This is a genomic window from Geomonas paludis, assembly GCF_014193585.1.
Taxonomy (GTDB): domain Bacteria; phylum Desulfobacterota; class Desulfuromonadia; order Geobacterales; family Geobacteraceae; genus Geomonas; species Geomonas paludis.
In genome coordinates, this window is the sequence record NZ_BLXY01000002.1 from 613,091 (window position 1) to 640,017 (window position 26,927).

Here is a 26,927-nt window from a genome sequence, read left to right on the forward strand (position 1 = left end):
GGTGTACCGTTTCCTGCTCTCCCCCTCCCTTGACGGGAGGGGGCAGGGGGGTGGGTGAAGCCGCAACATATGGAATAGGTGGCACCCTCCCCCACCCCCTACCCCCCTCCCGCATGGGGAGAGGGAATAGCGCGAAGGAAGGCGTATAAAATAAAAAAAAAGGCCGGCATGATGCCGGCCTTTTTCTTATTGTCCTCTGCCTGCTTGTTCCGATTACTGCCCTGAAGCCACCGTGGAACCGACCACCTCGACGCCGAAATCGGCAGCCTCCTTGGGCACGTTGGCGATAGCCACCACGAAACCGATGGACTGGTCCGGCTTGACACCGAGGTTGGAAAGTGAGTCGCCGAACTGGTTGTTCATGATGGACTCGATCTTGGTCATGGGGAGCGTGCTCAGTTGCTCCGCCGACAGACGGTTGCCGCAGTAGGCGGTCTTTTGCACCAGCACTTTGCCGGCCTTGTCGAAGATGCTCACCTTCACCTGGATGGAGGCGCGCGCCTTGCGGTAGGAATTGACCGCCTCGCCGTTGACAACGAACAGCTCACCGGCCTCCTTGTTCTGGTGGAAGGAAGCCAGGGCGTTCTTGATGGTGATGCGCCCCTCCTCCGGGACCTCCATGCCGAACCACTTGGCTACGAAGCCGATGCCGTACTGGTCCAGCTTCTTCATGGCCTCGGGGCCGCTTTGCAGCAGGTACAGCCCGGCCCCGCTCAGGGCCAGCACCACGACCACGCAGATGGCAACGATGGCGATGGTGACCACGGAACGTCCCTTGCGCCGGGAGGAAATCGACAGCGGCGGCAGTTCCTCTTCGCCCCCTTCCTCCGGAACGGCAGCAGCGAAGGACTTGTCGCCGAAGCTGAAGTCGAGGGAGGACTTGGCGGCGGGCTTAGTCTCGGCGGTTGCACCGGGCACGGCCGCCGCTTCCTTATCCTCAGCGACAGCGGCTGCCAGTCCCGCAGCGGCAACCGCCGCAGGAGCAGCTGCAGGAGCAGCCTGGTCCGTCTCCGGCTCGGCCTTGGCCGCTTCGGAAAAGGAAAAGTCGCCGAAGCTGAACTCCTCGTCCTGGGCCGGGGCAGCCACCTTTTCAGCAGTTGCCTTGTTGAAAGCCGAGCTGTCCCCGGTGTCCTCGCTGGGGGCTTCGGCTAGCGTGTCGTCGAAAGAGAAGCTCCCGGCTTCCGGCCCGGCAGGCTCTTCCTGGGCGGGAGGCGCCGGCTCCTCGAAGGAGAAATCACCGAAGTCCAAAGAATCTGCGCCAGCGCCAGGGGCAGGCTGTTCCTGGGGAGCAGCAGCCGGTTCCTCGAAGGAGAAGTCACCGAAATCCGTGGATTCAGCGGCAGGTGCGGCTTCCTCCTTGGCAGGTGCCGGTGTCTCGTCAAAGGAAAATTCGCCGAAATCCGGCTCGGCGGCAGGCGCTTCCGGGGGAGCCGCCTCAGCCGGGGCAGAGGTCTCCTCGAAGGAGAACTCGCCGAAGTCGAAGGCGTCGGCCGCGGGTTCGGCGGGGGCAGCGGCCTCTTCCTTGGGCGCGGGCGCAGTTTCCTCGAATGAGAACTCGCCAAAATCAAGCCCATCCGCTGCCGGCGGCGCGGCCTCCTCCTGCGTGGCTGCCGTCCCAGGCTCATCGAAGGAAAACTCGCCGAAGTCCAGGGAAGAATCTGCGGCAGCCGGTGCGGGTTCCTCTTTTGCCGCCGGCGCCTCGTCGAAGGAGAGCTCGCCGAAATCAAGGTCTGCCGCTGGCGCGGCCGGGGCCGTAGGTGCGGCAGCAACCGGCTCCTCGTTGAACTCGAACTCGCCGAAATCGCTCTCGGCGGCGGCCGGAGCCTCTTTCCCCGCCGGCATGCCGGTTTCCAGGTTGATGTCGCCGAAATCGATATCGCCTGCGGCGGCTGCGGGTGCGGCCGGTGCGGGTGCGGGCTCGGGTTCAAAGCCGAAACTGGCAAGGTCCTCCTGGTCCGGCTGGGGAGCTGCTGCCCCGAACCCGGGGGCGGCGGTTTCCTTGCCGGCCTGAGCGTCTGCCGGTTCCTGTTCGGCCTGTGCCGGGGCCTGCGCCCCCAGTCCGGACAAAAGGGCGTCGAAGTCCGACTCTTCCGCCTTCTGCTCGGCACCGGCCACGAAGACGTGCCGGCACTTGGAGCAACGGACCTTGACACCGCCCGGCTTCAGCTTGGAATCGTCCAGCCTGAACTTCGTATTGCACTGGTCGCATTGAAGAATCATCGACCCCTCCGGAATGTTTGGATCTTCCATTAATTTTCTCAACGGTTTCCTATAACAGAAGCAAATTATAGTGTCAATGATTCTGGTCGCCCCGGCACCTTTGTGGTATATATAGCCGGTGTGCCGCATCCCAGCGAAATCTTAAGAGGAACACCATGCCCCAGACCCGTTTTGTATACCTTTTGTTCTTGTTGCTCACCCTGTGCGGCGCCACCGTCGCCCTGGCGGCGCCGGAACTCGTCGTAGACCGCGGTAGTTTCAACTTCGGCACCGTTGCCCAGGGCAAGAAAGTCCAGCATACCTTCACCATCAGGAACAACGGCGATGCCCCCCTGCAGATCAAGAAGCTGGACGCCTCCTGCGGCTGCACCGCTGCCAAGCCCTCCACCTCGGTGGTCTCCCCCGGCAAAACGGCCGAGATCGAGGTCACCTTCGACTCCGGCTCGTTCTCCGGCAAGATAGAGAAGACCGTGACCCTCACCAGCAACGCCGGCAGGACCCCGGTTTACACCTTCACCATCGAGGGGACGGTGCTCGAGCAGCTCCAGGTAACGCCGCGGCAGGTAAGCCTCGGCGCCGTGAGCAGCAGCACCGCCACGCAGAGCAAAGTGAGCGTCACCAACAACAGCAACGTGACGGTGAAGCTCTTGAACGTGAGCGTCACCTCCTCGTCGCTGCAGATCAAGCCCACCATCAGGAAAGCAGAATTGAAACCGGGAGAGAGCGGCACCATCGAGATATCGGTGCTGGCAAAGCCCGAGGCGAAGATCCTGAGCGGGTACCTGCATATCAGCACCAGCCATCCGCAGAAGAAAGAGATCACCGTGCCGGTGTACGGCTCCATCCAGAAGTGATTTTTTAAAGTTTCATCTTGAGTTGGTTCTCAAAATAGTGTAGTAATGAGTTCTTTCCCGGGCGGGTAGCTCAGTTGGATAGAGTACTGGCCTCCGAAGCCAGGGGTCACGGGTTCGAATCCCGTCTCGCCCACCAGCTTAAATTCAGACATACCAGTCTAGACAGAAGGCCCTGAGAGATCAGGGCCTTTTTGTTTGCCCGCCTCCCGTTGTTCATGAACATTTCCGCGAACTGTAACGAAGCTGTAACATCCATGTCCCAAGCTATGGGCGTATCAGAAGCGGTCCCCCGAGGCACAACCGGGAGACCATCCACTCGGAGGAAGCTACGTGGAGTTAGAGATGCGTTCCTGCTGCACACATGAGACGGACCGGCCGGCCGCGGCGAGCAAAAAAACGGAGCCGGCCCTGGCCAGGAAACTGGGGGGGGACGCCGTCTTTCGGTACCTGACCACCTTTTTCGCCTTCAGCATACTCGCCATCCTGGCGCTCATGCTGTACGAGATGACCGGAGAGAGCCTGCCCGCCATCAAGGAATTCGGCTGGAAGTTCGTGGGATCGAAGGATTGGGACGCGGTGCAGGGACATTTCGGCGCCCTCCCCTACCTGTACGGATCGGTGGTGTCATCGGTGCTGGCCTTGCTGCTCGCCACTCCCTTGAGCATCGGCGCGGCGCTCTTCATTACTGAGGTGGCGCCCGGGCGGCTCGGGGCCCTGGTGGCGCCGCTGGTGGAGTTGCTGGCCGCCATCCCCTCGGTCATCTACGGGCTCTGGGGGGTGCTGGTCATGGCGCCCTGGCTGCAGAGTACGGTCCAGCCCTTCCTGATCGAGCATTTCGGCTTTGTGCCGTTCTTCGAGGGGGCGCCCTACGGAGTCAGCATGCTGGCCGCCATCTTCATCCTGATGATCATGGTAGTGCCCATCATCACCTCCATCACCCGCGAGGTGCTGCTGGCGGTGCCGCAGAGCCAGAAGGAGGCGGCCATCGCCCTGGGCGCCACCCGCTGGGAGACCATCAGGGTCGCCATCCTCCCCTACGGCAAGTCCGGTATCCTGGGCGCCGCCATCCTCGGGCTGGGGCGGGCCATCGGCGAAACCATGGCCGTGACCATGGTGATCGGCAACGCACCCAACATATCGCTTTCCCTGCTCTCCCCTGCCTACACCATGCCCAGCGTCATCGCCAACGAGTTTGCCGAGACCACTTCCAAGCTGCACGCCTCCGCACTCATGGAAATCGGACTGATCCTGATGGTGGTCACCCTGGTCGTGAACGCCCTGGCGCGGCTTTTGATCTGGAGCGTGTCCAGAAGCGCCCAGGGAGGTGCGGCATGATGCAGAGCGTTACCTGCCGCAAGATAAAGAACCACCTGATGAGCGGCGTCATGCTGGCCTGCACCCTGGCCGTGCTGATTCCTCTGGGGCTCATCTTCTTCCACATCCTGAAGATGGGGGTGAGCTCGCTCTCCCTGGACTTCTTCACCCATGTGCCCGCGCCGACCGGCGAACCGGGCGGGGGCATGGCCAACGGCATGTTCGGCTCGGCGCTCATGATCGCGGGAGCCTCCCTGATCGGGCTTCCCATCGGGATACTGGGGGCCATCTACCTGTCCGAGTTCGGAGGTTCCAAGGTGTCGACCGTGATCCGGTTCGCCGCCGACGTCCTTTCGGGCACCCCGTCCATCATCACCGGCATGGTCGCCTACACGCTGCTCGTGGTGCCGATGAAGGGCTTTTCCGGCCTGGCCGGATCGGTGGCGCTGGCCATGATCATGATCCCCATCGTGCTGCGCACCACCGAGGAGCAGTTGAAGATGGTCCCGGGCTCGCTGCGCGAGGCCTCGCTGGCGCTCGGCGTCCCCTTCTGGCGCACCAGCCTCAAGGTCACCCTGAGAAGCGCCCTCTCCGGCGTGCTCACCGGGATCCTTCTGGCCGTGGCCAGGATCGCCGGCGAAACGGCGCCGCTTCTGTTCACCGCGCTCGGGAACCAGTTCTGGAGCAAGAACGTGCTGCAACCGATGGCGGCGCTCCCCCTGCAGATCTTCAGCTTCGCCATCGCACCCTACGAGGACTGGCACCGGCTGGCCTGGGCCGGCGCCCTGGTGCTGGTAACGGTAATGTTCGCCCTGAGCCTCACCGCCCGCTACTTCGGCAGGATGAAGCAGGCTGGGTAAAAGACGGACTAAGATTGAGACCAAGATCAAGATTAAGTTGAGGTTGTGGTTCAGGTTGTGGCCGCAGGCTGCGGGGGTTGCACCAGCTTCAACGTCTAACGGGATGCGAGAGGAAAAGATGAACAACAAGGTAAAGCTGGAACAGGTCAACATACACTTCGGCAGGACTCACGCCGTGCGCGACATCAGCATGACCTTCCCGGAGAACAGCGTCACCGCCATCATCGGACCGTCCGGCTGCGGCAAATCGACACTCTTGCGCTCGATGAACAGGATGCACGACCTGGTCGCATCGGCGCGGGTCACCGGAAAGATCCTGGTCGATGACGGCGACATCTATGAGAAAGGAGTGGACCCGGTAGCCATCCGCCGCCGCGTCGGTATGGTGTTCCAGAAGCCGAACCCCTTTCCCGCCATGTCCATCTACGACAACGTCATCGCCGGTTACAAGCTGAACGGCAGGCTGCCGCGCGAGGAGGCGGACGAGATCGTCGAGAGCTGCCTGAAGCGCGTGGCGCTCTGGGACGAGGTGAAGGATCGCCTGAAGAGCAGCGCCATGATGCTCTCCGGCGGCCAGCAGCAGCGCCTTTGCATCGCACGCACCATTGCGGTGAAGCCGGAAGTGATCCTCATGGACGAGCCCGCCTCCGCCCTCGACCCCATCTCGACCTTGAAGATCGAGGAACTGATCGAGGAGTTGAAGGAACGCTACACCATCATCATCGTCACCCACAACATGCAGCAGGCGGCGCGCGTCTCCGACTACACGGCGTTCTTGTACATGGGGGACCTGGTCGAGTGCGGCGAGACCAAGAAGATCTTCACCACCCCCGAAGAGAAGCGGACCGAGGACTACATCACCGGACGTTTCGGCTAAAGACAAAGGGGACAGGCACCTTGCGGAGCCAGTCCCCCTCAGACAAACGAAACCAGGACAGACCGGAGACAACTATGGAGAGAGAGCATTTCAGCAAGCAGTTCGACAACGAACTGAACGGGATACGTGAAAACCTGTTGGAGATGGGTGGCAAGGTCGAATCGATGATCGCCAACGCCATGAAATCCCTGGTGGAGCGGGACACCGAACTGGCGGAGCGCACCATCGCCTTCGACCACGAGATCAACACCCTGGAGATGGTGATCGACGAGAAGTGCCTGGAGGTTCTGGCGCGCCGGCAGCCGGCGGCCCGGGACCTGCGCTTCATCACGCTGGCCTTGAAGATCGTGACCGACCTGGAGCGGATCGGCGACCAGTGTGCCAACATCTGCAAGCGTGCGCGGGAGTTGAACCAGGAGCCGTCCCTGAAGCCCTACATCGACCTGCCGCGCATGGCCAAGGCCGCCTCGGACATGGTAAAGGAGGCGCTCGACGCCTTCGTGCGCGGCGACGATGCCCTGGCCATCAAGGTCTGCCAGGACGACCAGTGCGTCGACGAGTTGAACGAGCAGATCCAGCGCGAGCTGTTGACCTTCATGATGGGGGACCCGAAGACCATCAGCCGCGCCATGAAGATCATCCACGTTTCCAAGTGCCTGGAGCGTATCGCCGATCACGCCACCAACATCGCCGAAATGGTCATCTTCATGATCAAGGGGAAGGACATCCGGCACACCATCGCGTGAGGCCTTCTTGAAAGATCTAGGGCAGTAGCGGATCGAAATCCCCCCTACCCCCCCCTTTCACAAGGGGGGAACGTGAGGGGGTCGCCTCGTCGTCCTTTTTTGATCTCGTTCCCAAGGTCCACCTTGGGAACGCAAAGCTCTCCGAAGTTCCAACTTCCTCGTATGCAAAGCTGGAGCTTTGCGCCAAATGGGGTTCCCAAGCTGGAGCTTGGGAACCAGGAAAAAGCTGGAGATTGGGAACCAGGAAAAAGCTGGAGATTGGGAACCAGGAAAAAGAAAAAAGCCCGCGCTGGGTGCGCGGGCTTTTTACATGTCTGTGCGGTCGTAGCAGCCGCTTTGTCAGGCTGCCGGCCGGCCGGTGTCGCGGCGCGATCAGGCCGGGGCTAGAACGCGGGGATGATGGCGGCGCCGTACTTTTCCTTGAGGAACTGCTTGAGCTCGGGGGACTGCAGCGCCGCAACCAGTTTCTTGATGTCGTCGCGGCTCTCCTCACCCTTGCGCACAACGACGATGTTGGCGTAAGGGGACTTGGCGTCCTCACGCGCGATGGCGCTCTGCGGGTCGATCTTGGCGTCGAGTATGAAGTTGGTGTTGATCACCGCGCCGTCCACGTCCGGCAGCGTCCTGGTGAGTTGGGCCGCCTCGACCTCGACGAACTTGATCTTCTTCGGGTTCTCCACGATGTCCTGCGGCGTGGCCTGGAAGTTGGAGATGCCGGGTTTGAGCTTGATGAGCCCCTGCTGCTCCAGGAGCGCCAGGGCGCGGTACTCGTTGGAGGGGTTGTTCGGAACGGCGATCTGGGCGCCATTTTTGAGCTCGGCCACGGACTTGATCTTCTTCGAGTAGAGACCGATCGGCTCCACGTGGATGCTGCCGGCCACGTTGAACTGGTACTTCTTCTCCTTCACCACGGCCTCGAGGTAGGGGACGTGCTGGAAGTAGTTGGCGTCGATCTGCTTCTCGGCGAGCGCCGGGTTCAGCTGCACCTCGTCGTCGAAGGTCACCACCTCGAGGTTCACCCCCTGCTCCTTCAGTTTCGGCACCACGAACTTCAGGATGTCGGCGTGCGGCACCACCGCCGCACCGACCTTCAAGGTCTTCCCTGCCACCGGGGCCGCGCCCTCGGCGCCCTTACCGGCCTCACCTTCCTTTTTCTTGCAACCCGCCGCGGCCACTGCAACCAGCGCCAGTGCGACCAAGGCGACGCTCAACCTGCCGGTAAATCTGTTTTTCATCTTTACTTCCTCCGTTGTAATGAGGCCCTTAGCCGAGCCTATGTTGATATTTGTTGATCCGCCGCGCCAGCCGGTCGACGCTCCACTGCACACCTTGGACTAAGACGGCGAGCGAAGGAGGGGACTGGCTCCATTGGGTGCCTGTCCCCTTAGTGCTTGGGTAAGGCGGTTGGGCGGAGTGGAGCGTTCCGCTAATGGGACAGGCACCTAACGGAGCCAGTCCCTTCTGCTATCAGGCCCTTAGCCGAGCCTATGTTGGTTTCTGTTGATCCATCGCGCCAGCCGGTCACCACTCCACTGCACCCCCTGGACGAAAATGACGAGGATGAGGACGGTCGCGAACATGACGTCCTCGCGGTAGCGCATGTAGCCGTAACGGATGGCGAGGCTCCCCAGCCCCCCCGCCCCGATCGCCCCGGCGGTCGCCGTGAACCCGGTTATGGTGATGACCGCGAGGGTGAGGCCGAGCACCAGCGACGCCAGCGCCTCGGGAATCAGCACCTTGGACACGATCTGCAGCGGCGTCGCCCCCATGGCCAGCGCCGCCTCCACCTTGCCGCGGTCGACCTCCTTCAGGCTGTTCTCGATGATGCGCGCCAGGAACGGGGCCGCCGCGATCGAGAGCGGGACGCTGGCCGCCGTGGCTCCCAGCGTAGTCCCCACCAGGAAGCGCGACAGCGGCAGCAGCAGCACGATCATGATGATGAAGGGAAAGGAACGGGTGACGTTGATCACGGCGCCCAGGACGCGGTTCAGCCGCGGCGACTCCAGGACATGGCCGGCCGAGGTGATCACCACCAGCACCCCGAGCGGGAGTCCCAGCACGATGGCCGCGACGGTGGACAGCACCACCATGTACAGCGTTTCTCCGAAGCCCGTGAGGAGCATCGGTAACAGGTCTTCATGCATAGTTGTCTCCTCTCCCGGCCTAGATACCGGCTCCGTAGCCCTGCAACAGCGCGCTATGCTCCAAAAAGAGTCGCATGGTCGCGCTGGAAGGCGCCGTGAACACCTGCTGCACCGCTCCGGACTCGACGATCTCGCCGCGGTCCATGACCGCGACCTTGCTGCAGATCTGCCGTATCACGCTCATTTCGTGGGTGATCAGGACGATGGTCAGGCCGAGCTTGCGGTTGATGTCGGCCAGCAGTTCCAGGATGGAGCTGGTGGTCTGCGGATCGAGCGCGGAGGTGGCCTCGTCGCTCAGGAGCACCTCCGGATGGTTGGCGAGGGCGCGCGCGATGCCGACCCGCTGCTTCTGCCCGCCGGAGAGTTGCGCCGGGTAGTTGCCTGCCTTGTCCGACAGCCCGACCAGGTCCAGGATCTCCTCGACCCGCTGCGCGACCTCCTTGCGGGGCCAGCCGGCGAGCTCCAGGGGAAAGGCGACGTTCCCCTGCACCGTCCGCGAATCGAGCAGGTTGAAGTGCTGGAAGATCATGCCGATCTTCTTGCGCGCCTCGCGCAACTCGTGCGTCGCCAGCCGGGTGATCTCCCTGCCGTCGATGACGATGCTGCCGCTGTCAGGCTCCTCGAGCCGGTTCAGGCAGCGGATCAGGGTGGACTTGCCCGCCCCACTCAGCCCGATAATGCCGAAGACGTCCCCTCTTTCTATCTGCAGGTTGACGTCGCGCAACGCGGTGAACGTTCCGCGTGGCGTATGGTACAGCTTGTTGAGGCTGTCGATGGTAATCACGTGCCCCCCGGGAGAATACGACGCTGATACAAAAAGACGGCAGGCAACTTTCTGCTGCCTCTAGCAGTCTGGTCGGCGTTTAACGCTTTTTGCTTTAGTCAAATGTGGTGTTTGTGTTTATCAAATTTGACCGACAAAGTCAAGTACACAATCAAATTAACGAGACCAAACACACACAAAGATACTGTACAATTAACACCCCGCATTCCCGCTCAAATCCCGCCCCCTATGTCTTCAGAGTTGCCAGGCCGCGCCCGGCTCACATGAAACAAAAAAGGTGCGCCGGCAATACGCCGACACACCTGCAAACAAATAAAAGGACAGGCACCTTGCGGAGCCTATCCCCTGCTTGTCGCAACCGCAAATAAAAGGGGACAGGCACCTATCCGAGCCTGTCCCCTGCTTGTCGCAACCGGACTACTTGATGGTCTTGATGGTCTTCTGCACCATTTTCACCACGCTGTCGGGAAGAGGCGCGTAGAGCATGGGGGCTGCCATCTTCTGCCCCTTGGTCATGCTCCAGTTCAGGAACTCGACCAGCTTCTTCCCCTTGGCGGGATCCTTCTGGTTTTCGTACACCAGCAGCCAGGTGAAACCGACCACCGGGTAGGCATCCTTGCCGGGCTGGTTCACCAGCGAGATACGGTAGTCGGCGGGCATGTGCTTCACGGCTGCCGCGGCAGCAGCGCTGGTGGACTTGATGGAAGGCTCCACGAAGACGCCGGCCTGGTTTTTCAGCGAGGCGTAGGGGAGCTTGTTCTCGAAGGCATAGGCAAGCTCGACGTAGCCGATGGAATACGGCGTGGTCTTGATCTGCCCGGCGATGCCTTCGTTCCCCTTGCCGCCCAGGCCTACCGGCCACTTGACGGAGGCGCCCTTCCCAACTTTCTGCGCCCATTCGGCGTTCACGCCCGAAAGGTAGTCGGTGAAGATGCTGGTGGTGCCGCTGCCGTCTGAGCGGTGCACGACGATGATCGGCTTGGCCGGCAGGTTGATGCCTTTGTTGTCATCGGCGATCCTCGGGTCGTTCCACTTGGTGATCTTGCCCAGGTAGATGTTGGCCAGGTCCTCGGAGTTGAGCTTGATGCCGGAAGATACGCCGGGGAGGTTGTAGGTTACTACCACGGCACCCATCACCGTCGGGATGTGGATCAGCTTGCCCGGCGCCCCCTTCAGTTCGGCATCGGTGAGGAACTTGTCGCTGGCGCCGAAGTTGATGGTCTGCGCGCTGATCTGCTTGATGCCGCCACCGCTGCCGATGGACTGGTAGTTGAATTTCACGCTCTTGTCGACCTTGGCGTACTCGCTGAACCACTTGGAGTACAACGGGTACGGGAAGGTGGCGCCGGCGCCGTTGATCAGGATCTCTGCGGACGCCTCGCCCGCCGCGCCCACTGCGGCAACCAGGGCCAGAGCCAGGAATGCTTTCTTAATGGTCTGAATCATCTTTTCCTCCTCATTGGTTTTGAGGCGACTATAGCTGCGTTATGTTGCAGTCCGGTTACAACGGCAGCAAGAGTTTGTAAAAGCCGTAAGAAAATCCGCAGCACCCTGTTTCCTCCTTGCCACATAAAAATAAAACGGTATTAATAAAAAGTTCTAACCTCTCCGGCATCCCTCCCGAAAAGGAGTTAAGAAAGGGAGTGCAACGGATCAAGAGCGGCTGACCTGCGGGACAGTGCGTGGGGGAAGAGATGGCTACCGCCAGTGTACAAGCGCCCAATCAAGAGCGGCAGCGCACGGTGCAGGGGCATACCATTCTGCTGGTGGACGACAGCCCGACCCAGGTGAAGCGCCTGCAACATCTGCTCTCGGCCGAAGGTTATCGCGTGCTGGTGAGCCGGGATGCCGGCGAGGCACTCGCGGGAATGGACGTCACCCAGCCCGACCTCGTCATCAGCGACGTCGTCATGCCCGGCATGGACGGGTTCGAGTTGTGCCGCCGGATCAGGGACTTGAAAGAGGCCAGCCAGCTCCCGGTCATCCTGCTCACTCACCTCAACGACCCAACCCACGTACTGCGCAGCCTCGAAGCCGGGGCCAACTACTTCATCTCCAAGCCCTACCATAACGGCATACTGCTGTCGCGGGTGGCTGCGGCCTTGCGGCGCGAGGGGGGATGCTGCGTGGCCGCGCAGGACGGTACCGTCAGCTGCAACTACTACGGCAACCGGTACGCCATCGCAGCATCCAAGTCCCAGATCATCGATCTGTTGCTGGCGACCTACGAGCTTGCGGTGGAGAAGAACCAGGAAATATCCAAGACGCAGGACGCCCTCAGACGCCTCAACGAAGAATTGGAAACAAGGGTTGCCAAGCGGACGGCGGAACTGAGGAACACCATCAGCGAACTCAGGCAGGAAATAGCCGACCGGGAAAGCGCGGAGGAGTGCGTGCGACGGCTGAACCGGCTGCATTCGGTGCTCTCGGAGACGAGCAAAGCGGTGGTGCACATCAAGGACCGGAAATCGCTGTTCCACGACTTCTGCCGCATCGCGGTTGATCACGGTTGTTTCAAACTGGCCTGGGTGGGGCTGCTCGACAAAGCGGGAACGATGGTTCAGGTCGCCGCCGCGCGGGGAAGCACCGCCTACCTGAACGGCATCACCATCACACTGGACCAGGAACCGACCGGTAGCGGTCCGACCGCCAGCGCCATCAAGAACGGGAGTTTCTACATCTGTAACGACTTCCTCAATGCCGCCAACACCGCCCCCTGGCACGAGCGCGGCAGGGAGTACGGCATCCGTGCCTCGGCCAGCATCGCGCTGCAGCAGGAGGGACGGGTCATCGGCGCGCTCACCCTGTACGCCGACAAGAAGAACTACTTCGACCGCCCCCAGGTGGAACTGCTGCGCCAGATGGGGGCCGACATCTCCTTTGCCCTGGGCAACATGGAACGGGATGACCGCAGGCTGGCGGTGGAACGGGCTCTCCTCCAAGAGACGTCACGCCGCCTGCAGGAACGGGAACAGCATGCCCAGAAGATCGAGTACCTGGCGCACTACGACCCGGTCACCAAGCTCCCCAACCGCTTCAGCCTCATGGCCCGCCTGGCCCACTCCCTGGAACTGGCCAAACGATGCAGCAACCGTCTGGCGCTGATCTTCATCGACCTGGACCGTTTCAAGAACATCAACGATTCCCTGGGGCACCACGTGGGCGACCAGCTGCTCTTCCAGGTGGCGGGGCGCCTGCTGGAGTCGATCCGCAGCGCCGACATCGTGGCACGGCTGGGTGGCGACGAGTTCGTGGTGGGGCTCCCCCTGATCCGCTCCAACGTCTCGGCCGCCCACGCCATCGGCAAGATCCAGCATGCCCTGTGCCAGAGCTACTACGTCGAGGGGCACGAGTTGAGCGTCACCCCGAGTATCGGCATCAGCATCTTCCCGGACGACGGCGAGACGGTGCAGGAGCTCATGAAGAACGCGGACCTGGCCATGTACCACGCCAAGGCCGGTGGGCGTAACAACTTCCAGTTTTTCACCCAGGAGATGAACCAGACGGTGCAGGAGAGGCTGGTACTGGAGGGGGACCTGAGAGTGGCGATCGAGCGGGGGGAATTCCTGCTGCATTACCAGCCGCAGGTAGAGATGAGTACCGGGCGGGTGGTCGGCGTCGAGGCGCTATTGCGCTGGCAGCACCCGGTGCACGGGCTGGTCGCGCCGGACCGCTTCATCCCCGTGGCGGAGGAAACCGGGATGATCGTCGCCATAGGGGAACTGGCGCTGAAGGCCGCCTGCCGCCAGCTCGCCTCCTGGCTGGCCGAGGGATTGCCGCCGATCAGGGTATCGGTCAACCTGTCCGCACGCCAGTTCAGGCAGGACAACCTGCCCGCCGTTTTGCTGGACATCCTCCGGGAGACCGGGATCGGGTCGCACCTCTTGGAGCTCGAGATAACCGAGAGTTCGGCGATGGACAACCCGGCGGAGGCCATCCTGCACCTGCAGGGGTTCAGGGAAATGGGGGTGGAGCTGGCCATCGACGACTTCGGCACCGGCTACTCCTCGCTGAGCTACCTGAAGCTCTTCCCGGTGCACCGCCTGAAGATCGACCGCTCCTTCGTGAAGGACATCGACACCGACACCGACGACGCGGAAATCGCCGCGGCGACCATCGCCCTCGCCCATACCCTGGGCAAGGAAGTGGTTGCCGAAGGGGTGGAGACCGAGGCGCAGTGCCGCTTCCTGCAGGGGCAGCGCTGCGACATCGTGCAGGGATACTACTTCAGCCGCCCCCTCCCGCCGGAAGAGCTCGTCCCCTATCTGCGCAACACTCCTGTCCCCTCCCCTCTTACCCGGGCTTGAAAAGGCAAATCCCCCCTGCCCCCCCTTCGCAAAGGGGGGGGAACCCTGGTGCACATGCGGCGCTGTGTGGCAAAGACAGTAGTCATTCCAAGCTTGCGGCGCGCCCCCCCTGTCCCCTCCTTCGCTAAATGGAGGGGACCCTGGTCTAAATACGGCGCGGCGTGGCAAAGACCGCTGAACTCCCTAGCCCATGTTTAGAGAATGTAGTCGGTGGAGAGGAAGTGGGATTTTCTTTCTTTGACGATGCCGGTGATGATGTCGCGGTTGGCGTCGGTTTCGCGGGCGGCCACAACGATGCGGATCGAGAAGACACGCAGGGCATCGGCGACGGACTGGGTCCCCTCGGCCGAATTCTTGCGACCGTTGAAGGGGAAGCTGTCGGGGCTTCTCTGGCACTTGCTGTTGATGTTGATGCGGCAAACCTGGTTCACCAGCGCGTCGATCAACTGCGACAACTGCTCCTCGTTCCTGCCGAAGATGCTCGCCTGCTGCCCGTAGTTGGACTGCACCACGTAGTCGATGGTTTCCTTCAGGTCGTCGTAGACCACCACCGGGACCACCGGGCCGAACTGCTCTTCGTGGTAGACCCGCATCTGGGGCGTAACCGGGTAGAGGAGCGCCGGGTAGAAGAAGGAGCCGCTCCGGGTGCCGCCGCCGGGGTTCACCACGCGGGCGCCGAAGGCCTCGGCGTCGCGCAAAAGCCCCTCCAGGTATTCAGGCTTTTCCGGCTCGGGGAGCGCGGTGATGGCGACCCCGTCCTGCCAGGGGACGCCGCATTTCAGCGCCGCGATCTCCCGCGCCATACCCTGCAGGAACGGCTCGGCGAGGTCGCGGTGCACGAAGATGATCTTCAGCGCGGTGCAGCGCTGGCCGTTGAAGCCCAGGGCACCGGAGACGCACTCCTCGACGGCGAGGTCGAGGTCCGCATCGGGAAGGATGATGGCGGGATTTTTCGCGTCGAGCCCGAGCACGCAGCGCAGCCGGTGCGGCCGGGGGTGGCTCGCCCGCAGCGCGTCGGCGACCTTGCTGGTGCCGATGAAGCCCAGCACGTCGATGCGGCCGGTGGCCATCAGCGGGGGCAGCACCTCCTCGCCGTCGCCGTACACGGTGTTGATGACGCCGGCCGGGAAGCAGTCGCGAAAGGCCTCCAAAAGGGGCGCGAACAGCAGGATCCCGAAGCGCGGCGGTTTGAGGATGATGGTGTTACCCATGACGAGGGCCGGGATCAGGGTGGTGAAGGTCTCGTAGAGCGGGAAGTTGTAGGGGCCCATGCACAGCACGACGCCCAGGGGCGCGCGGCGGATCTGGCCGATGATCCCCTGCTGGATCACGAAGCGGGAGGAGACGCGGTCCAGTTCCTTGAGCGCCTCGATGGTGTCCTTGACGTAGGCAAGGGCGCGGTCGAACTCGGCCTCGGCTTCCTGCAACGACTTGCCGATCTCCCACATGAGGAGCTTGACCACCTCGGTGCGCTTTTCCTGCACGGCGCGACTGAAGCAGGTGACGCACTTGATGCGCTCGCCGACCGACATCGTGGGCCAGGCGCCCCGGCCGTTGTCGTAGGCGTTCACGGCGACGTCGAGCGCCTCCAGCGCGGCGGCCACCGAAAGCGCGGGCGCCTCCCCTACCCGCTGCGGCTGCGGCTCTACGCCGTCTAGCACCTGCACCGGCGAGAGCACCTCCTGCATGGGGCCTTCCCAGCGGCGCAGTTCGCCGCCGATCAGGTAGTGGTCCTGGCGGATCGGTTCTTCTATGCGATAGGGAGCGGGGATTTCCTGCGGCAACGGAAACAGTCCTGCGATCTTCTTCTTCACTTTCACTTCCTTGCTGACAGACGTGATTGCCGGTGACTGGATCCGGCCTCGGGTCGACGCGAGCGTCACTCATGAGCTATACGCCAACACAGAAGCAGGGTCAACCTTTTGATACTGTCTTTGGGCATGAAGGGCACTCATTGCGCAATGACAAAGCGCCAGTATACTCGTCTGAGTCTGCGTAATTCCCCAATGACACAATAACGACAAAAGGAGATATGGCTATGGGATCTAAGGGACGTGAAATAGTCGGCATGGACGTCGAGGAACTGCTGAACCTCTTGAACCGCGCCTTCTGCGACGAGTGGTTTGCCTACTATCAGTACTGGCTGGGAGCGAAGTTGGTCAAAGGGCCGATGAAGGACGCGGTCGGGGCCGAGCTTTTGGTTCATGCCACCGAGGAACTGGCCCATGCCGACATGGTGGCGCTGCGCATCATCCAGTTGGGCGGCACACCGGTCACCAAACCCGAGGAGTGGTACAAGTTCACCAACTGCGGCTACGATGCGCCGGACGATCCCTTCGTGAAGACCATCCTGGAGCAGAACATCAGGGGCGAGCAGTGCGCCATCACCGTGTACAAGAAGCTTCTGGACCTGACCCGCGAGAAGGACCCGGTCACCTACAACATGGTGCTCACCATTTTGCAGCAGGAGGTCGAGCACGAAGAGGATCTGCAGGCGCTTTTGGAAGACTACGAGCTGCTGGTAGGTGCTATGAAGGGATAGCCGTCCGGGAATTCTCGGTACTAAAAAAGCCCCGTCCACTCGGACGGGGCTTTTACTTTTCCGGACTAGCGATGATCTTCCGCCAAGATGCCCATCCCCCCTCTCCCTCCGGGAGAGGGCTGGGGTGAGGGCGCCTGCAATAGGCAATAATCCCGCTCCGTGGCGACTCCCTCACCCGCCCTTCGGGCACCCTCTCCCGGAGGGAGAGGGAATCAGCGGAAGCTTGACTCCTGGGCTGTCGTCAGATCGGCACCGAATCGTCGTACAGTGTCTCCGGGGCGATATCAATCTCTCCCGGCCAGACGACCGTGCCATATTCAGCGCGCACCATGTTGAAAACTTCGGGAGCGGCAACTCTATTCCACGGCTTCATCTTGAGCAATGGCCGCATGTCGAACCGGCGCTGTTCCCCGTTTGCGTAAAAAAGATCCAATCGAAAATCAGCCTGCGGAATAACCTTTACGACATCTACCATCATGATCACCTCACTGAAGAGGAGCGATTCGGAACGGCTCGTCGCCGTTCACCGCCAACTCCCAATCAACCGTTAACTCTTCTTTGTGTATCTCGATCCAAGCCTGCACCAGCTTGAGCTGCTTGGCTGGTAATGAGCCATCCAGAACAGTGCCATCGTCAATTGCAATTGCAGCTTCATCCCCCTGGTAGCGGCAGTGGATATGAGGACGATGGTGACGGCGGTTGTCCCTGAAGTACATCAAGACCAAGATCCCGTAGAACATGCTTATGGTCGGCATATTGCCTCCATAAAAACCGGATACAGAACCATTCTTCTGACGGCAAACTTTAGAGGAATTGGCAAGTTGTGTCAACATCCCCGCTGTGTCTTCGGCAAGGAATGGCAGGATCTGCTGGTTCGTTGTCCTTGAACGTGAACCGCCGTTGTGCAATGATTCCCGCAGGCTAGCAAACAAGGAAGCAGGAGGTCCCCATGCACGAGCCACTTACCATCGCTGTCGCCGCCTACGAAGGGGCGGAACTCTTGGACGTCACCGGACCGATCGAGGTGTTCAACATGCTGAACCGCTGCCTGGGCGAATCCGCCCCCGAGCGCCCCGGCTACCGGATCGTGATCCTGGCGCAACAGGCCGGACCGTTCAGCACCTGCCCGGGAGTGAAGATCGTGGCGGACCACGCCTGGGAGGATCTCCCGGAAAGGGCGGACACGATCCTTGTCCCGGGCAGCCCGGATGACGCGCTGGGGCGGGCCATGCAGGACCAGAGACTCTTGTCCTGGCTGGCAGCCGAGGGGCAGCGGGTGCGGCGCCTGATATCGGTCTGCACCGGATCACTCATCCTGGCCGAGGCGGGACTGTTAAAGGGGAAACGGGCGACCACGCACTGGATGGATCTGGAGCGGCTGCGGCGCGACTACCCGGAGGTCATGGTGGAGAACGACGCCATCTACACCCGCGACGGCATGATAGCGACGTCAGCTGGAGTGACCGCGGGAATGGACCTGGCGCTGGCCCTGGTGGAGGAGGATTTCGGGAGGAAGCTGGCGCTGACAGTGGCCAGGCGCCTGGTGATGTTCCTGAAACGTCCGGGGGGACAGGCACAGTTCAGTACGCAACTACGAGCCCAGATGGTCGAAGGGGGACAGATGGCGCCGCTGCTTGCCTGGCTCAGGGAGAACCCGTGCAGCAAGGCGACGGTGGAGGATCTGGCACAGCGGGCGGCGATGAGCCCGCGCAATTTCGCCCGCGTGTTCCTGCGCGAGACCGGGAAAACGCCGGCCAAGTACCTCGACCAGCTCCGGCTGGAACACTCGGTCGCCCTTTTGGAGGAAACGACGCTGCCGCTGGAACGCGTGGCCCGCGACAGTGGCTTTACCTGCGCCGAGCAGATGCGGCGCGTCTTCATCCGGGAGGTCGGGGTCACCCCGCTCGCCTACCGGACCAGGTTCTGACCCAGGAGGTTCTTTCCCTGGTTTCCCTGGTTCCCAAGCTCCAGCTTGGGAACCCCATATGGCGCAAAGCTCCAGCTATGTATCCGTGGGAAGCTGGAGTTTCTGAGAGGGCTGCGTCCCCAAGGCGGACCTTGGGAACGAGATCAAACCAGGAAAAGCTGGAGCTTTGGAACCAGGAAAATCCCCTCTGTCTCCCCTTCGCAAAGGGGAGGACGCGAGGTCTCATCCTGCGCTTCGTGAACAGCAGTTGGGGTGACGCCGGAATTCCCGTTTAACGTTTTGAGATGAAAGGAGGTTCTTATGCGCTACCTGTTGGCTAAAGGAGAAATCGTCACCCTGCAGGCGGATGACGCCATCGAATCGCTGTCGCTGGTCGCCGGGGCGATCTGGCTCACCCGCTCCTCGGATACCCGCGATTACTGCCTGCACGAGGGAACGCGTCTGGCGGTGGTGCGCGGCGAGACGCTGATCATCGAGGCGATCTCCCCCGCCACCCTGACGGTCAACTGCCGCGAGCGCCGCGCCGGGGTCCACATCACTACGGCCTGGCCCCACAGCTCCCCCCGCACCGCCTGAACCTGGCTTATCCTTTCACAGCCGGGGCGACCGGCCAACTGATGATGACCACACCCAGAATGCAGGTGGCAATCCCCACCAGCCGCAGCCAGTGCATCTCTCCCCCCAGGAACCACCAGGAAAGCAGCAGCACCAATGCGGACTGGCAGCCGATGATGGCCAGCGCGTAACCCGCATTGGCGCTCGACGCCGTGGCCAGGAACATGGCCCAGTTGCCGAGCACGCTGCACGCTCCCGCCGCAACCAGCAGGGGCACCGCGGACTTCCAGGCCGGCCACATCCCCCAGTCCCCCGCCGACCAGACAGCAAAGCTTACCGTGAGCACCAGCGAGAGCACCAGCATGGAAAACTGCACCGAGACGCCCCGCTTCACTGCGGCGGTCATGAACAGCACCATGAAAGCGAAGCTCACCAACGCGGTGAGGGCCTGGGTTACGTAGTTCCACATGCCTTGCCTCCTTATGCCTCTTTGCTGGCGACTTATTTGTGATCGAGCACCTGTCGGATGGTCCGCCCCAGGCTCCGCGACGTGTACGGCTTCATCAGGCAGGCACGGATGCCGTACTCGGCGTCCCTCTCGTCGACGGTCTCTTTGAACCCGGTACAGAGGATGATGGGAATGTCGGGCCGCAGCGTCGAGATTTCCTTGGCCAGGGACTTGCCCGAAAGGCCCGGCATGGTGAGGTCGGTGATGACCAGGTCGAAGCGGGCGGGATCGGCGCGGAAAAGTTCGAGCGCGCTCACGCTGCTGCAGCAAGTGACCACGCTGTAGCCCAGAGTTTCCAGGATCCCCTGGCCCAGCACGGTGAGCGACTCCTCGTCGTCAACAAACAGCACCCGCTCGCTCCCCTGCAGCAGCTGCTCCGGCACCTCCTCTTCGCGCTGGATCTCCAGGGAGACCGCCGGCAGGAAGACCTCGAAGCAGGCACCCGCGCCCGGTTCGCTGTGCACCGCGATGACGCCGCCGTGATTCTTCACGATCCCCTGGACCACGGCCAGCCCGAGGCCGGTCCCCTCCCCGGCCGGTTTGGTGGTGAAATAGGGATCGAAGATCCGCTCCAGCACGCGGCTTTCCATGCCGCGGCCGGTGTCGCGCACGCACAGATGCAGGTGATCGACGGGGTCGAGGAAGGGATACGGAGCGAGTTTGGGGGAGCCGGTTGCAACCGCCTGCAGGGAGACGGTCAGGGTGCCACCTTCAGGGAGCATGGCGTGGGCGGCGTTGGTGCCGAGGTTCATCAGCACCTGGTGCAGTTGGGTGGGATCGGCGAGGACCTTGTCCGCATCGGGGGCAACCTCGATCTCCTTGACCATGGCGATCGACGTAGGCAGCGAGGAACGCAGCAGGCGCAAGGCATCGTCGATGACGGCCGTCAGGTGCACCGGCTTTCTTTCCTGCTCGGTGTGCCTGCTGAAACTGAGGATCTGCCGCACCAGGTCCGCCGCCCGCAGCGCAGCCGTGAAGACCTGCTGCATTTCCGCCCGCCCCACGCCCCCCTCGGGCACCTTGTGCAGCACCATGTCGGTAAAGCCGAGAATGGAAGTGAGGATGTTGTTGAAGTCGTGGGCGATACCGGCGGCCAACGTCCCGATCGCCTCCATCTTCTGCGCCTGGCGCAGATCCTTCTCGGTCTTGCGCAGTTCCGCGGTGCGGGCCTCGACCCGCATTTCCAGCAGGTCGTTGGCCTCAAGGACGGCGCGCGTCGCCACTTCCGCCCGCTCCTTGGCCGCCACCAGTTCCTCGGTCCGTTCCCGGACCAGGTCCTCCAGGTGGTCGCGGTACTTGATAAGTTCGGCTTCGGCGACCTTCTGCTCGGTGATGTCGGTGCCGCTGCCGATCCAGCGCACGATGCGGCCATCGGCGTCCTTCTGCGCGACGGCCCGCGACAGCACCCAGCGGTACTGGCCGTCGAACCTCCGGTTGCGGTGCAGACAGCTGTACGGCTCCCCGGTTTCCAGGGAGTGTTTCCATTTTTGCGCGGTGATTTCGACGTCATCGGGATGGATAATGCTGCGCCACGGCTCGGGGTCGGGCTCGCCGGGAGTCAGGCCATTGAACTCGTACCAGCGCAGGTTGGCGAAGTCCTGGGCGCCGTCGGGCGTAGCAGTCCAGACGATCTGGGGGATCGTATCGATGATGAAGCGGTACAGTTCTTCACTGGGGTGGAGAGTATCTGTCACTCGGCCCTCTGTTACAGAACATCTCTTACATAGGGGTCAGACGAGCGAATACTTTGATTGGGAAAATATACTGAGCTTTTATGACAGTTCAAGCCCCGCATCTCTTTCTTGTCGATTTGAGGCAGACAGAAAGGGTATACAGGGCAGGCACAGTTCATCTTTATTTCAAGAGCGTGTGCTCCAGGAGGATCTTGAGACCTATCAGGCAGAGCACCACCCCGCCGCAGACTTCGACGCGTTTGCCCCAGTTGTCCCCGAGCCGGCGCCCCAGGAGCATCCCGGTCACGGTCAAGACCCCGGCCACGAGACCGATGACCACCGACGGGACCCACACGCTCACCCCGAGCATGGCCAGCGACAACCCGACCGCGAAAGCGTCGATGCTGGTGGCGACCGAGAGCATCACCATGGTGAGCCCCTTGGTCGGGTCGGAAGGCGCTGTGTCCTCGTCCTCCTCGAAGGCCTCGACGATCATCCTGCCGCCGACGTAGGCCAGAAGACCGAAGGCGATCCAGTGGTCATAGGCGGTGATCCACTTCTGGACCGTCAGGCCGAGCAGCCACCCCGCGATGGGCATGAGCGCCTGGAACAGGCCGAAGTGGAAACCGAGGCGAAACAGGTGCCGTCCGGTGACAGGGTTCAATACCGCGCCGGTAGCCAGGGCGACGGCGAAGGCATCCATGGCCAGGGCCAGGGCGATGCCGAAGATGCTGATCCAATCCATAAAACTCCAGAGGGGACTGGCTCCGCCAGGTGCCTGTCCCTTTTAATTTCAAAACCCCAGAGGGGACTGGCTCCGCCAGGTGCCTGTCCCCTTTTAATTTCTGTCCCCATTTAATTTAAGCAGAGTCCCCTTTAAACAAAGGGGGGATTGAAGCAGAAGGGACTGGCTCCGTGAGGTGCCAGTCCCTCTGGCGGAACGTCCCTTTCGGCTCAGCCACCGTTCTCAATCACTAAAGGGGACAGACTAAAGGGGACAGGCACCTGACGGAGCCAGTCCCCCAAAATCGTTAGTAGCCGTAATCGAGGCTCTGGATGCGGGAGACGCGGCCGTCCTGCAGCTCCAGCTGGTACTGGAACTCGTTGCGACCGAAGTTGAAGATCCAGTTGTCGACGATGATGTTGGTGATGCTCCTGGTGGGGCCGGCCTGATCCTTCTGCAACACCTTCTTGGAACTCTGGGTGGTCGTAGCGGGCTGGCCGCACTTGGCGAGTACCTCCCCCGCGGAGTCGCCGACCGAGACGATGCCACCTTTGCACCTCATGGTGTCGCTGTCGGCATAAGCGGTGGCGGACAGCATCGCGACGGCCGAGAGGGCGGCGATCAGGTTAGCGGCTTTTTTCATGCTCTATCCTCCTTGTTCTCCTGTTGGCAAAACAGATAGGAATATAAGGCACAAGCGATGTTTTGCAAAGCCCTATTTATGCGGCGCGCCTGCGGATGAGATGGACCGAGGTGGCCTTGAAGGAGGCGTACACCTCCCTCCCCTCGCACAACTCGAGCTTGGCGAACGATTCACGGGTCACGTAGGAAGTGAGCGGAAAGCCGCAATCCAACTGCAGCCGCAGAAACGGCCCCATGGAGGCCACGTCCGTGACCCGCCCCGGGTAAAGGTTCCTCGCGCTGCTTTTCTCGTCGGGGTGGCTCACGCTGATGGTGACGTTTTCCGGTCGGATGCAGCAGTAGACCTGCGCGCCGGGCTCAGCGTCACCGATGGTGTCCACTTCCCGTCCAGCCACCATCACAGCCATCTGCTGTTCGTTGTTGCTGATAACCTCCCCCTCGAGGATGGTTTCCATGCCGACGAAGTTCGCCACGAACTCGTTGACCGGGTGGTTCATCACCTCCGCGGGGGTGCCCTGCTGGACGATGCTGCCGCGGTTCATCACCACGATGCGCTGCGACATCCTGAGCGCCTCGGACTGGTCGTGGGTGACCAGGATGGCGGCGATGCCCCGGTCCCGGATGATGCGGTCCATGTCGTCGGTGAGGGCCTGCCTGGTGGGAGGATCGAGGTTGGCGAAGGGTTCGTCGAAGAAGATCACCTCGGGTTCCACCGCAAAGGCGCGCGCCAGGCTCACGCGGCGGGCCTCGCCGCCGGAGAGCTTGCGCGCCGAGCGCTGCGCCATGTGGGTCAGGTTGAAGCGCTCCAGGTAGGTCGCCACGCGGGTCTTGATCTCGGCGCGCCCCAGCCCCCTCAGTTTGAGGCCGCTGGCCACGTTGTCGAAGACGGTGCTGTCGAAAAGGAGCGGGTCCTGCAGCACCATGGCGGTGCGGCGGCGCAGTTCCAGCCACTGCGACTGCGACGCCACGGCGCCTCCCCGGTAGCAGACGGTGCCGCTCTGGCGGTTGATGAGCCCCAGAAGCGACAGGAGCAGCGTGGACTTGCCGGCGCCGTTGGGGCCGATCAGGGAGACGAATTCGTTTTCGGACAAAGAAAAAGAGGGTATGTCGAGCACGGTCACGCCGCCTCGATCGACCCTCAGCTCTTGCAGGTCGAGCAGGTTTTGTTGCTGGGTCATCTGGGTCTTTCCCGCTGCTGGATATAGGTGAGGATGTAGTTGACGGCGAAGCAGAATAGCAGAAGTATCACCGACAGGGCAATCGCCATGTCGAAGTTGCCCCGGCCGGTTTCCATGACGGTGGCGGTGGTCAGCACGCGGGTGTAGCCCCGGACGTTGCCGCCCACCATGATGGAGGCGCCCACCTCGGAGATGACGCCGCCGAAGCCGGCCATGACGCCGGCCATGAGCGGCAGCCGCGCCTCCTTGATCAGCATCCAGACCATCTGCACCCGGGTCGCCCCCAGGGCGAGGATCTGCAGCCTCAGGGTCGTCGGCAGGTTCTGCATGGCGCCAATGGTGACCCCCATGACGATGGGAGTCGCGATCACCGTCTGCGCGATGATGATGGCGGTCGGCGTGTAGAGGAGTTCCAAATAACCCAGCGGGCCGTTTCTCCAGAGCATGATGGAGACGAAGAGGCCCACCACCACCGGCGGCAGCCCCATCCCCGTGTTCACCACGCTGACCAGGATCTTCTTACCCGGGAAGCTGGTGAGCGCCACCAGCGTTCCCACGGAAAGACCGATCACCAGCGAGAAGAGCGTGGCGAGCCCGGAGACCTTGAGCGACAGCCAGGCGATGCCCAGCACCTCGCGGTCGAGCGCCGCGAGGAGCTGAAACGCCTTAGTGAGACCTTCAAGAATTACGTCCATTCAGCTTCCTCCGTGAGGGGGACTGGCTCCGCCAGGTGCCTGTCCCCTTTGTGCTTCACGGGGACTGGCTCCGCCAGGTGCCTGTCCCCTTTGTGCTTCACGGGGACTGGCTCCGATAGGTGCCTGTCCCCTTTGTGCCTGGAAAAGCTGACTTGGGCTGAAAGGAGCGTTCCGCTAAAGGGACAGGCACCTGGCGGAGCCTGTCCCTTCTGCCGTTCCTTCTGCCGTCCCTTCTCGGGCACCACAGTCCTAGCTAAGGATCGCTGAACAAGCCCTGACGTCCCCCCCTTTTGCGAAGGGGGGAGAGGGGGGATTTGCCTTTACAGCCCCAGTGACTCCGGCTTCTTGCCCGCATCCGGGAAGAAGAGCGGCGAGCCGAACTCCTTCTTGCCGAAGGTGGCGATGATGTCCTGGGTCTTCCTGGAGACCATGAAGTCGGCGAAAGCCCTGGCGCCGGGGTTGTTCACCTTGGGCCACTTGGCCGGGTTCACCTCGATGACGTGGTAGATGTTGAGGAGCTTCGGCTCGCCCTGGACCATGATCTCCAGCCCGAGGTGCGCTTTCTTGTTGAGCGCCAGGTAGGTGCCGCGGTCGGCCAGCAGATACCCTTTCTTCTCGGCGGCGACGTTCAAGGTCTCGCCCATGCCCAGGCCGGTCTGCTGGAACCACTTCTGCCCTTCGGGGTTGATGCCGGCGGCCTTGAAGAGCCCCTTTTCCTTGGCGTGGGTACCGGAGTTGTCACCACGGGAGAGCCACAGTGCGTTGGCCTTGGCGATGGCCTTAATGGCGTCGGCAGCAGTCTTGGCGCCGCGGATCTTGGCCGGGTCGTTGGCCGGTCCCAGGACGATGAAGTCGTTGTGCATCACCAGTTTGCGGTTCACGCCGAAGCCGTCGGCCATGAACTTCTTCTCGGCGTCGGGGGAGTGCACCAGCAGCACGTCGGCCTCGCCCTTCTCACCCATCTTCATGGCCTGGCCGGAGCCGACCGAGATGGTCTTCACGAAATACCCGGTCTGCTTCTCGAAGATCGGGATCAGCACGTCCAGAAGGCCCGAGTCCTGGGTCGAGGTGGTGGTGGCCAGGATCAGGTTCTTTTGCTGCGCCGCCCAACCGGTGGGAACCGTGGCGACTGCGGCGAACAGGAACAGGGCAACAAACAGCGGCAACATCCTGAAAAAGCGGCTCATTGTGAAACTCCTTCTTTGATTTATCCTGCTATGGTTGTCGAGCGTTATGGTGTTTTCGCTACAGCGGGTGGCCTAAAAAACGGGGCGGTCCCCCTCTTTTACTCCGATTCCTTACCCGTCTTCCCCCTCCCCTTGCGGGAGGGGGTTAGGGGGTGGGGGAAGGTGCTGCTATCGCCCTCACCCGGCCTTCGGCCACCCTCTCCCGGAGGGAGAGGGGACATTCGGGAAAACTAGCTCACCCCGAGGATGACGCTGGAGGCCTTGAACAGGGTGCAGGCGTGGGCGCCGACCTTGAGGCCGAGAGTGGCCCCGCTTTCGTGGGTGATGACGGCACTGATGGTGTTGCCGCCCCCAACCTCGACGTCGACCTCGGTGGACACGGGTCCTTCCACGATCTTGGCCACGGTGCCGCACATGACGTTGCGGGCGCTGATTTTCGCGTCGTGCAGGTCGGTGCCGACCATGACCGAACTGGCCTTGATGATGGCGTAGGCCGAGCTTCCCTCCTTGAGGGCGAGGTTCTCCACGGCGCCATTGGTGATGACGGCGACCAGCGGCGCGCCGCCGGTGAGCGCCAGGGTCACCTCCGCATTCACCGCGCCTTTCGTTATCTTGGTGATGGTTCCGGACAGAACGTTACGGGCACTTACTTTCATGGATATCCTCCGTAAAAGCTGGTAGAGGCTGGCGCTGTCGCCCAGCCGCCCCTCCAGGTTCTCCAGGAACCTGCGGTGCTCTTCCTGGAGTACGCCGTACTGCTTGACCACTTCCTTGCCGTAGGTGGTGAGGGTCGTCCCCCCGCCCCCCCTGCCGCCGGTCACCCGCTCCACGAGCGGCTTTTCCGCCAGGTTGTTGATCATGTTGACTAGGTCCCAGGCGTTCTTGTAGCTGATACCGACGGCCTTGGCGGCCTTGGTGATGGAACCCAACTCGTCGATCTTACCCAGCAGCGCGATCCGGTCCAGCCCCAGGAACTTCTGCTCATCCTTGTGAAACCACAGAGCCCCTTCGAGCTCTATGCCGCGTTTGACGCTACGACTCAAGGCACACCTCGTTCAAGAATTGAGACTGTGATTGAACCGTTATATCACAAACGACATAACGTAAACAGAAAAAGTTGCGCGCGTTGCGTATACCTTTTTCAGTCGGCATAACAGGCGGTTGGATGACTGAGAGGACTATGCCATTGG

The 26,927-nt window shown here is 62.1% G+C and carries 25 protein-coding genes and 1 tRNA gene; 10 read left to right on the forward strand and 16 right to left on the reverse strand.

Translation table 11 applies throughout. The features are described 5' to 3' along the window. Positions 1-213: 213 nt before the first annotated feature. Positions 214-2,220, reverse strand: coding sequence for a DUF3426 domain-containing protein (locus tag H7687_RS08210; protein ID WP_183346570.1), 2,007 nt, complete (start codon positions 2,218-2,220; stop codon positions 214-216). 155 nt (positions 2,221-2,375) lie between these two features. Between H7687_RS08210 and H7687_RS08215 the strand changes: the two genes are divergently transcribed. The 6 genes from H7687_RS08215 to phoU all read left to right on the forward strand — a co-directional run bounded on the left by H7687_RS08215 (position 2,376) and on the right by phoU (position 6,871). Further along, positions 2,376-3,074, forward strand: a complete 699-nt coding sequence (locus H7687_RS08215; RefSeq protein WP_183346571.1) for a DUF1573 domain-containing protein — start codon at positions 2,376-2,378, stop codon at positions 3,072-3,074. Positions 3,075-3,133: 59 nt separating this feature from the next. Next, positions 3,134-3,210, forward strand: a tRNA-Arg gene (locus H7687_RS08220). 194 nt (positions 3,211-3,404) lie between these two features. Next, positions 3,405-4,409, forward strand: a complete 1,005-nt coding sequence (pstC, locus tag H7687_RS08225) for a phosphate ABC transporter permease subunit PstC (RefSeq protein ID WP_371877561.1) — start codon at positions 3,405-3,407, stop codon at positions 4,407-4,409. Continuing rightward, entirely contained in the window at positions 4,406-5,248 is an 843-nt protein-coding gene (pstA, locus tag H7687_RS08230) for a phosphate ABC transporter permease PstA (RefSeq protein ID WP_183346572.1), read from the forward strand. The genes pstC and pstA overlap by 4 nt, the downstream gene beginning before the upstream one ends. A 118-nt stretch (positions 5,249-5,366) precedes the next feature. Then, complete coding sequence (gene pstB, locus H7687_RS08235; protein WP_183346573.1) at positions 5,367-6,125, forward strand: phosphate ABC transporter ATP-binding protein PstB; 759 nt, start codon at positions 5,367-5,369, stop codon at positions 6,123-6,125. Positions 6,126-6,199: 74 nt separating this feature from the next. Further along, positions 6,200-6,871 carry a phosphate signaling complex protein PhoU gene (gene phoU / locus H7687_RS08240; protein WP_183346574.1) on the forward strand — a complete coding sequence of 224 codons (672 nt, stop codon included), beginning with the start codon at positions 6,200-6,202 and terminating at the stop codon, positions 6,869-6,871. 383 nt (positions 6,872-7,254) lie between these two features. Here the strand turns inward: phoU and H7687_RS08245 are convergent, their stop codons facing one another. The 4 genes from H7687_RS08245 to pstS all read right to left on the reverse strand — a co-directional run bounded on the left by H7687_RS08245 (position 7,255) and on the right by pstS (position 11,245). Further along, complete coding sequence (locus H7687_RS08245; RefSeq protein ID WP_183346575.1) at positions 7,255-8,106, reverse strand: MetQ/NlpA family ABC transporter substrate-binding protein; 852 nt, start codon at positions 8,104-8,106, stop codon at positions 7,255-7,257. Between the two features lie 240 nt (positions 8,107-8,346). Further along, a complete protein-coding gene (locus H7687_RS08250) occupies positions 8,347-9,015 on the reverse strand; it encodes a methionine ABC transporter permease (protein WP_183346576.1) in 669 nt (222 codons plus the stop codon). A gap of 19 nt (positions 9,016-9,034) precedes the next feature. Next, positions 9,035-9,799 (reverse strand): methionine ABC transporter ATP-binding protein, encoded by a 765-nt coding sequence (locus H7687_RS08255; RefSeq protein WP_183346577.1) that lies wholly within the window; start codon positions 9,797-9,799, stop codon positions 9,035-9,037. Positions 9,800-10,216: 417 nt separating this feature from the next. Further along, on the reverse strand, positions 10,217-11,245 hold the full coding sequence (gene pstS / locus H7687_RS08260; protein WP_183346578.1) for a phosphate ABC transporter substrate-binding protein PstS: 1,029 nt from the start codon (positions 11,243-11,245) through the stop codon (positions 10,217-10,219). 248 nt (positions 11,246-11,493) lie between these two features. Between pstS and H7687_RS08265 the strand changes: the two genes are divergently transcribed. Next, positions 11,494-14,106, forward strand: a complete 2,613-nt coding sequence (locus tag H7687_RS08265; RefSeq protein ID WP_183346579.1) for an EAL domain-containing protein — start codon at positions 11,494-11,496, stop codon at positions 14,104-14,106. Positions 14,107-14,300: 194 nt separating this feature from the next. On the opposite strand, the gene H7687_RS08270 is transcribed toward H7687_RS08265, so the two are convergent. Then, a complete protein-coding gene (locus H7687_RS08270) occupies positions 14,301-15,920 on the reverse strand; it encodes an NADP-dependent glyceraldehyde-3-phosphate dehydrogenase (RefSeq protein ID WP_183346580.1) in 1,620 nt (539 codons plus the stop codon). Between the two features lie 224 nt (positions 15,921-16,144). Here H7687_RS08270 and H7687_RS08275 point away from each other — a divergent pair, with 224 nt between their 5' ends. Further along, positions 16,145-16,648, forward strand: coding sequence for a ferritin-like domain-containing protein (locus H7687_RS08275; RefSeq protein ID WP_183346581.1), 504 nt, complete (start codon positions 16,145-16,147; stop codon positions 16,646-16,648). Between the two features lie 241 nt (positions 16,649-16,889). Here H7687_RS08275 and H7687_RS08280 read toward each other — a convergent pair whose 3' ends face one another. Then, positions 16,890-17,126: a DUF2442 domain-containing protein gene (locus H7687_RS08280; RefSeq protein WP_183346582.1), complete on the reverse strand. Its 237-nt coding sequence runs from the start codon at positions 17,124-17,126 to the stop codon at positions 16,890-16,892. A 7-nt stretch (positions 17,127-17,133) separates the two neighbouring features. Next, positions 17,134-17,403: a DUF4160 domain-containing protein gene (locus H7687_RS08285; protein WP_183346583.1), complete on the reverse strand. Its 270-nt coding sequence runs from the start codon at positions 17,401-17,403 to the stop codon at positions 17,134-17,136. Between the two features lie 194 nt (positions 17,404-17,597). Between H7687_RS08285 and H7687_RS08290 the strand changes: the two genes are divergently transcribed. After that, the gene (locus H7687_RS08290) at positions 17,598-18,575 is read left to right on the forward strand and encodes a GlxA family transcriptional regulator (protein WP_183346584.1); all 978 of its coding nucleotides are present in this window, start codon (positions 17,598-17,600) and stop codon (positions 18,573-18,575) included. Positions 18,576-18,875: 300 nt separating this feature from the next. After that, complete coding sequence (locus H7687_RS08295) at positions 18,876-19,151, forward strand: DUF2917 domain-containing protein (RefSeq protein ID WP_183346585.1); 276 nt, start codon at positions 18,876-18,878, stop codon at positions 19,149-19,151. A gap of 7 nt (positions 19,152-19,158) precedes the next feature. Here the strand turns inward: H7687_RS08295 and H7687_RS08300 are convergent, their stop codons facing one another. From H7687_RS08300 to H7687_RS08335, 8 genes are all read right to left on the reverse strand, one after another. Then, entirely contained in the window at positions 19,159-19,599 is a 441-nt protein-coding gene (locus H7687_RS08300; RefSeq protein ID WP_183346586.1) for an EamA family transporter, read from the reverse strand. A 32-nt stretch (positions 19,600-19,631) separates the two neighbouring features. Then, the gene (locus H7687_RS08305) at positions 19,632-21,332 is read right to left on the reverse strand and encodes a hybrid sensor histidine kinase/response regulator (protein ID WP_183346587.1); all 1,701 of its coding nucleotides are present in this window, start codon (positions 21,330-21,332) and stop codon (positions 19,632-19,634) included. A 160-nt stretch (positions 21,333-21,492) separates the two neighbouring features. Further along, entirely contained in the window at positions 21,493-22,056 is a 564-nt protein-coding gene (locus tag H7687_RS08310) for a manganese efflux pump MntP (protein ID WP_183346588.1), read from the reverse strand. Between the two features lie 286 nt (positions 22,057-22,342). Next, positions 22,343-22,678 carry a DUF2845 domain-containing protein gene (locus H7687_RS08315; protein WP_183346589.1) on the reverse strand — a complete coding sequence of 112 codons (336 nt, stop codon included), beginning with the start codon at positions 22,676-22,678 and terminating at the stop codon, positions 22,343-22,345. Between the two features lie 76 nt (positions 22,679-22,754). Further along, positions 22,755-23,855, reverse strand: coding sequence for an ABC transporter ATP-binding protein (locus H7687_RS08320; RefSeq protein WP_183346590.1), 1,101 nt, complete (start codon positions 23,853-23,855; stop codon positions 22,755-22,757). Continuing rightward, the gene (locus H7687_RS08325; RefSeq protein WP_183346591.1) at positions 23,852-24,550 is read right to left on the reverse strand and encodes an ABC transporter permease; all 699 of its coding nucleotides are present in this window, start codon (positions 24,548-24,550) and stop codon (positions 23,852-23,854) included. The genes H7687_RS08320 and H7687_RS08325 overlap by 4 nt, the downstream gene beginning before the upstream one ends. Before the next feature lie 320 nt (positions 24,551-24,870). Continuing rightward, positions 24,871-25,737 carry an ABC transporter substrate-binding protein gene (locus H7687_RS08330; RefSeq protein ID WP_183346592.1) on the reverse strand — a complete coding sequence of 289 codons (867 nt, stop codon included), beginning with the start codon at positions 25,735-25,737 and terminating at the stop codon, positions 24,871-24,873. Between the two features lie 230 nt (positions 25,738-25,967). After that, complete coding sequence (locus tag H7687_RS08335; RefSeq protein ID WP_183346593.1) at positions 25,968-26,780, reverse strand: TOBE domain-containing protein; 813 nt, start codon at positions 26,778-26,780, stop codon at positions 25,968-25,970. Positions 26,781-26,927: the final 147 nt, after the last annotated feature.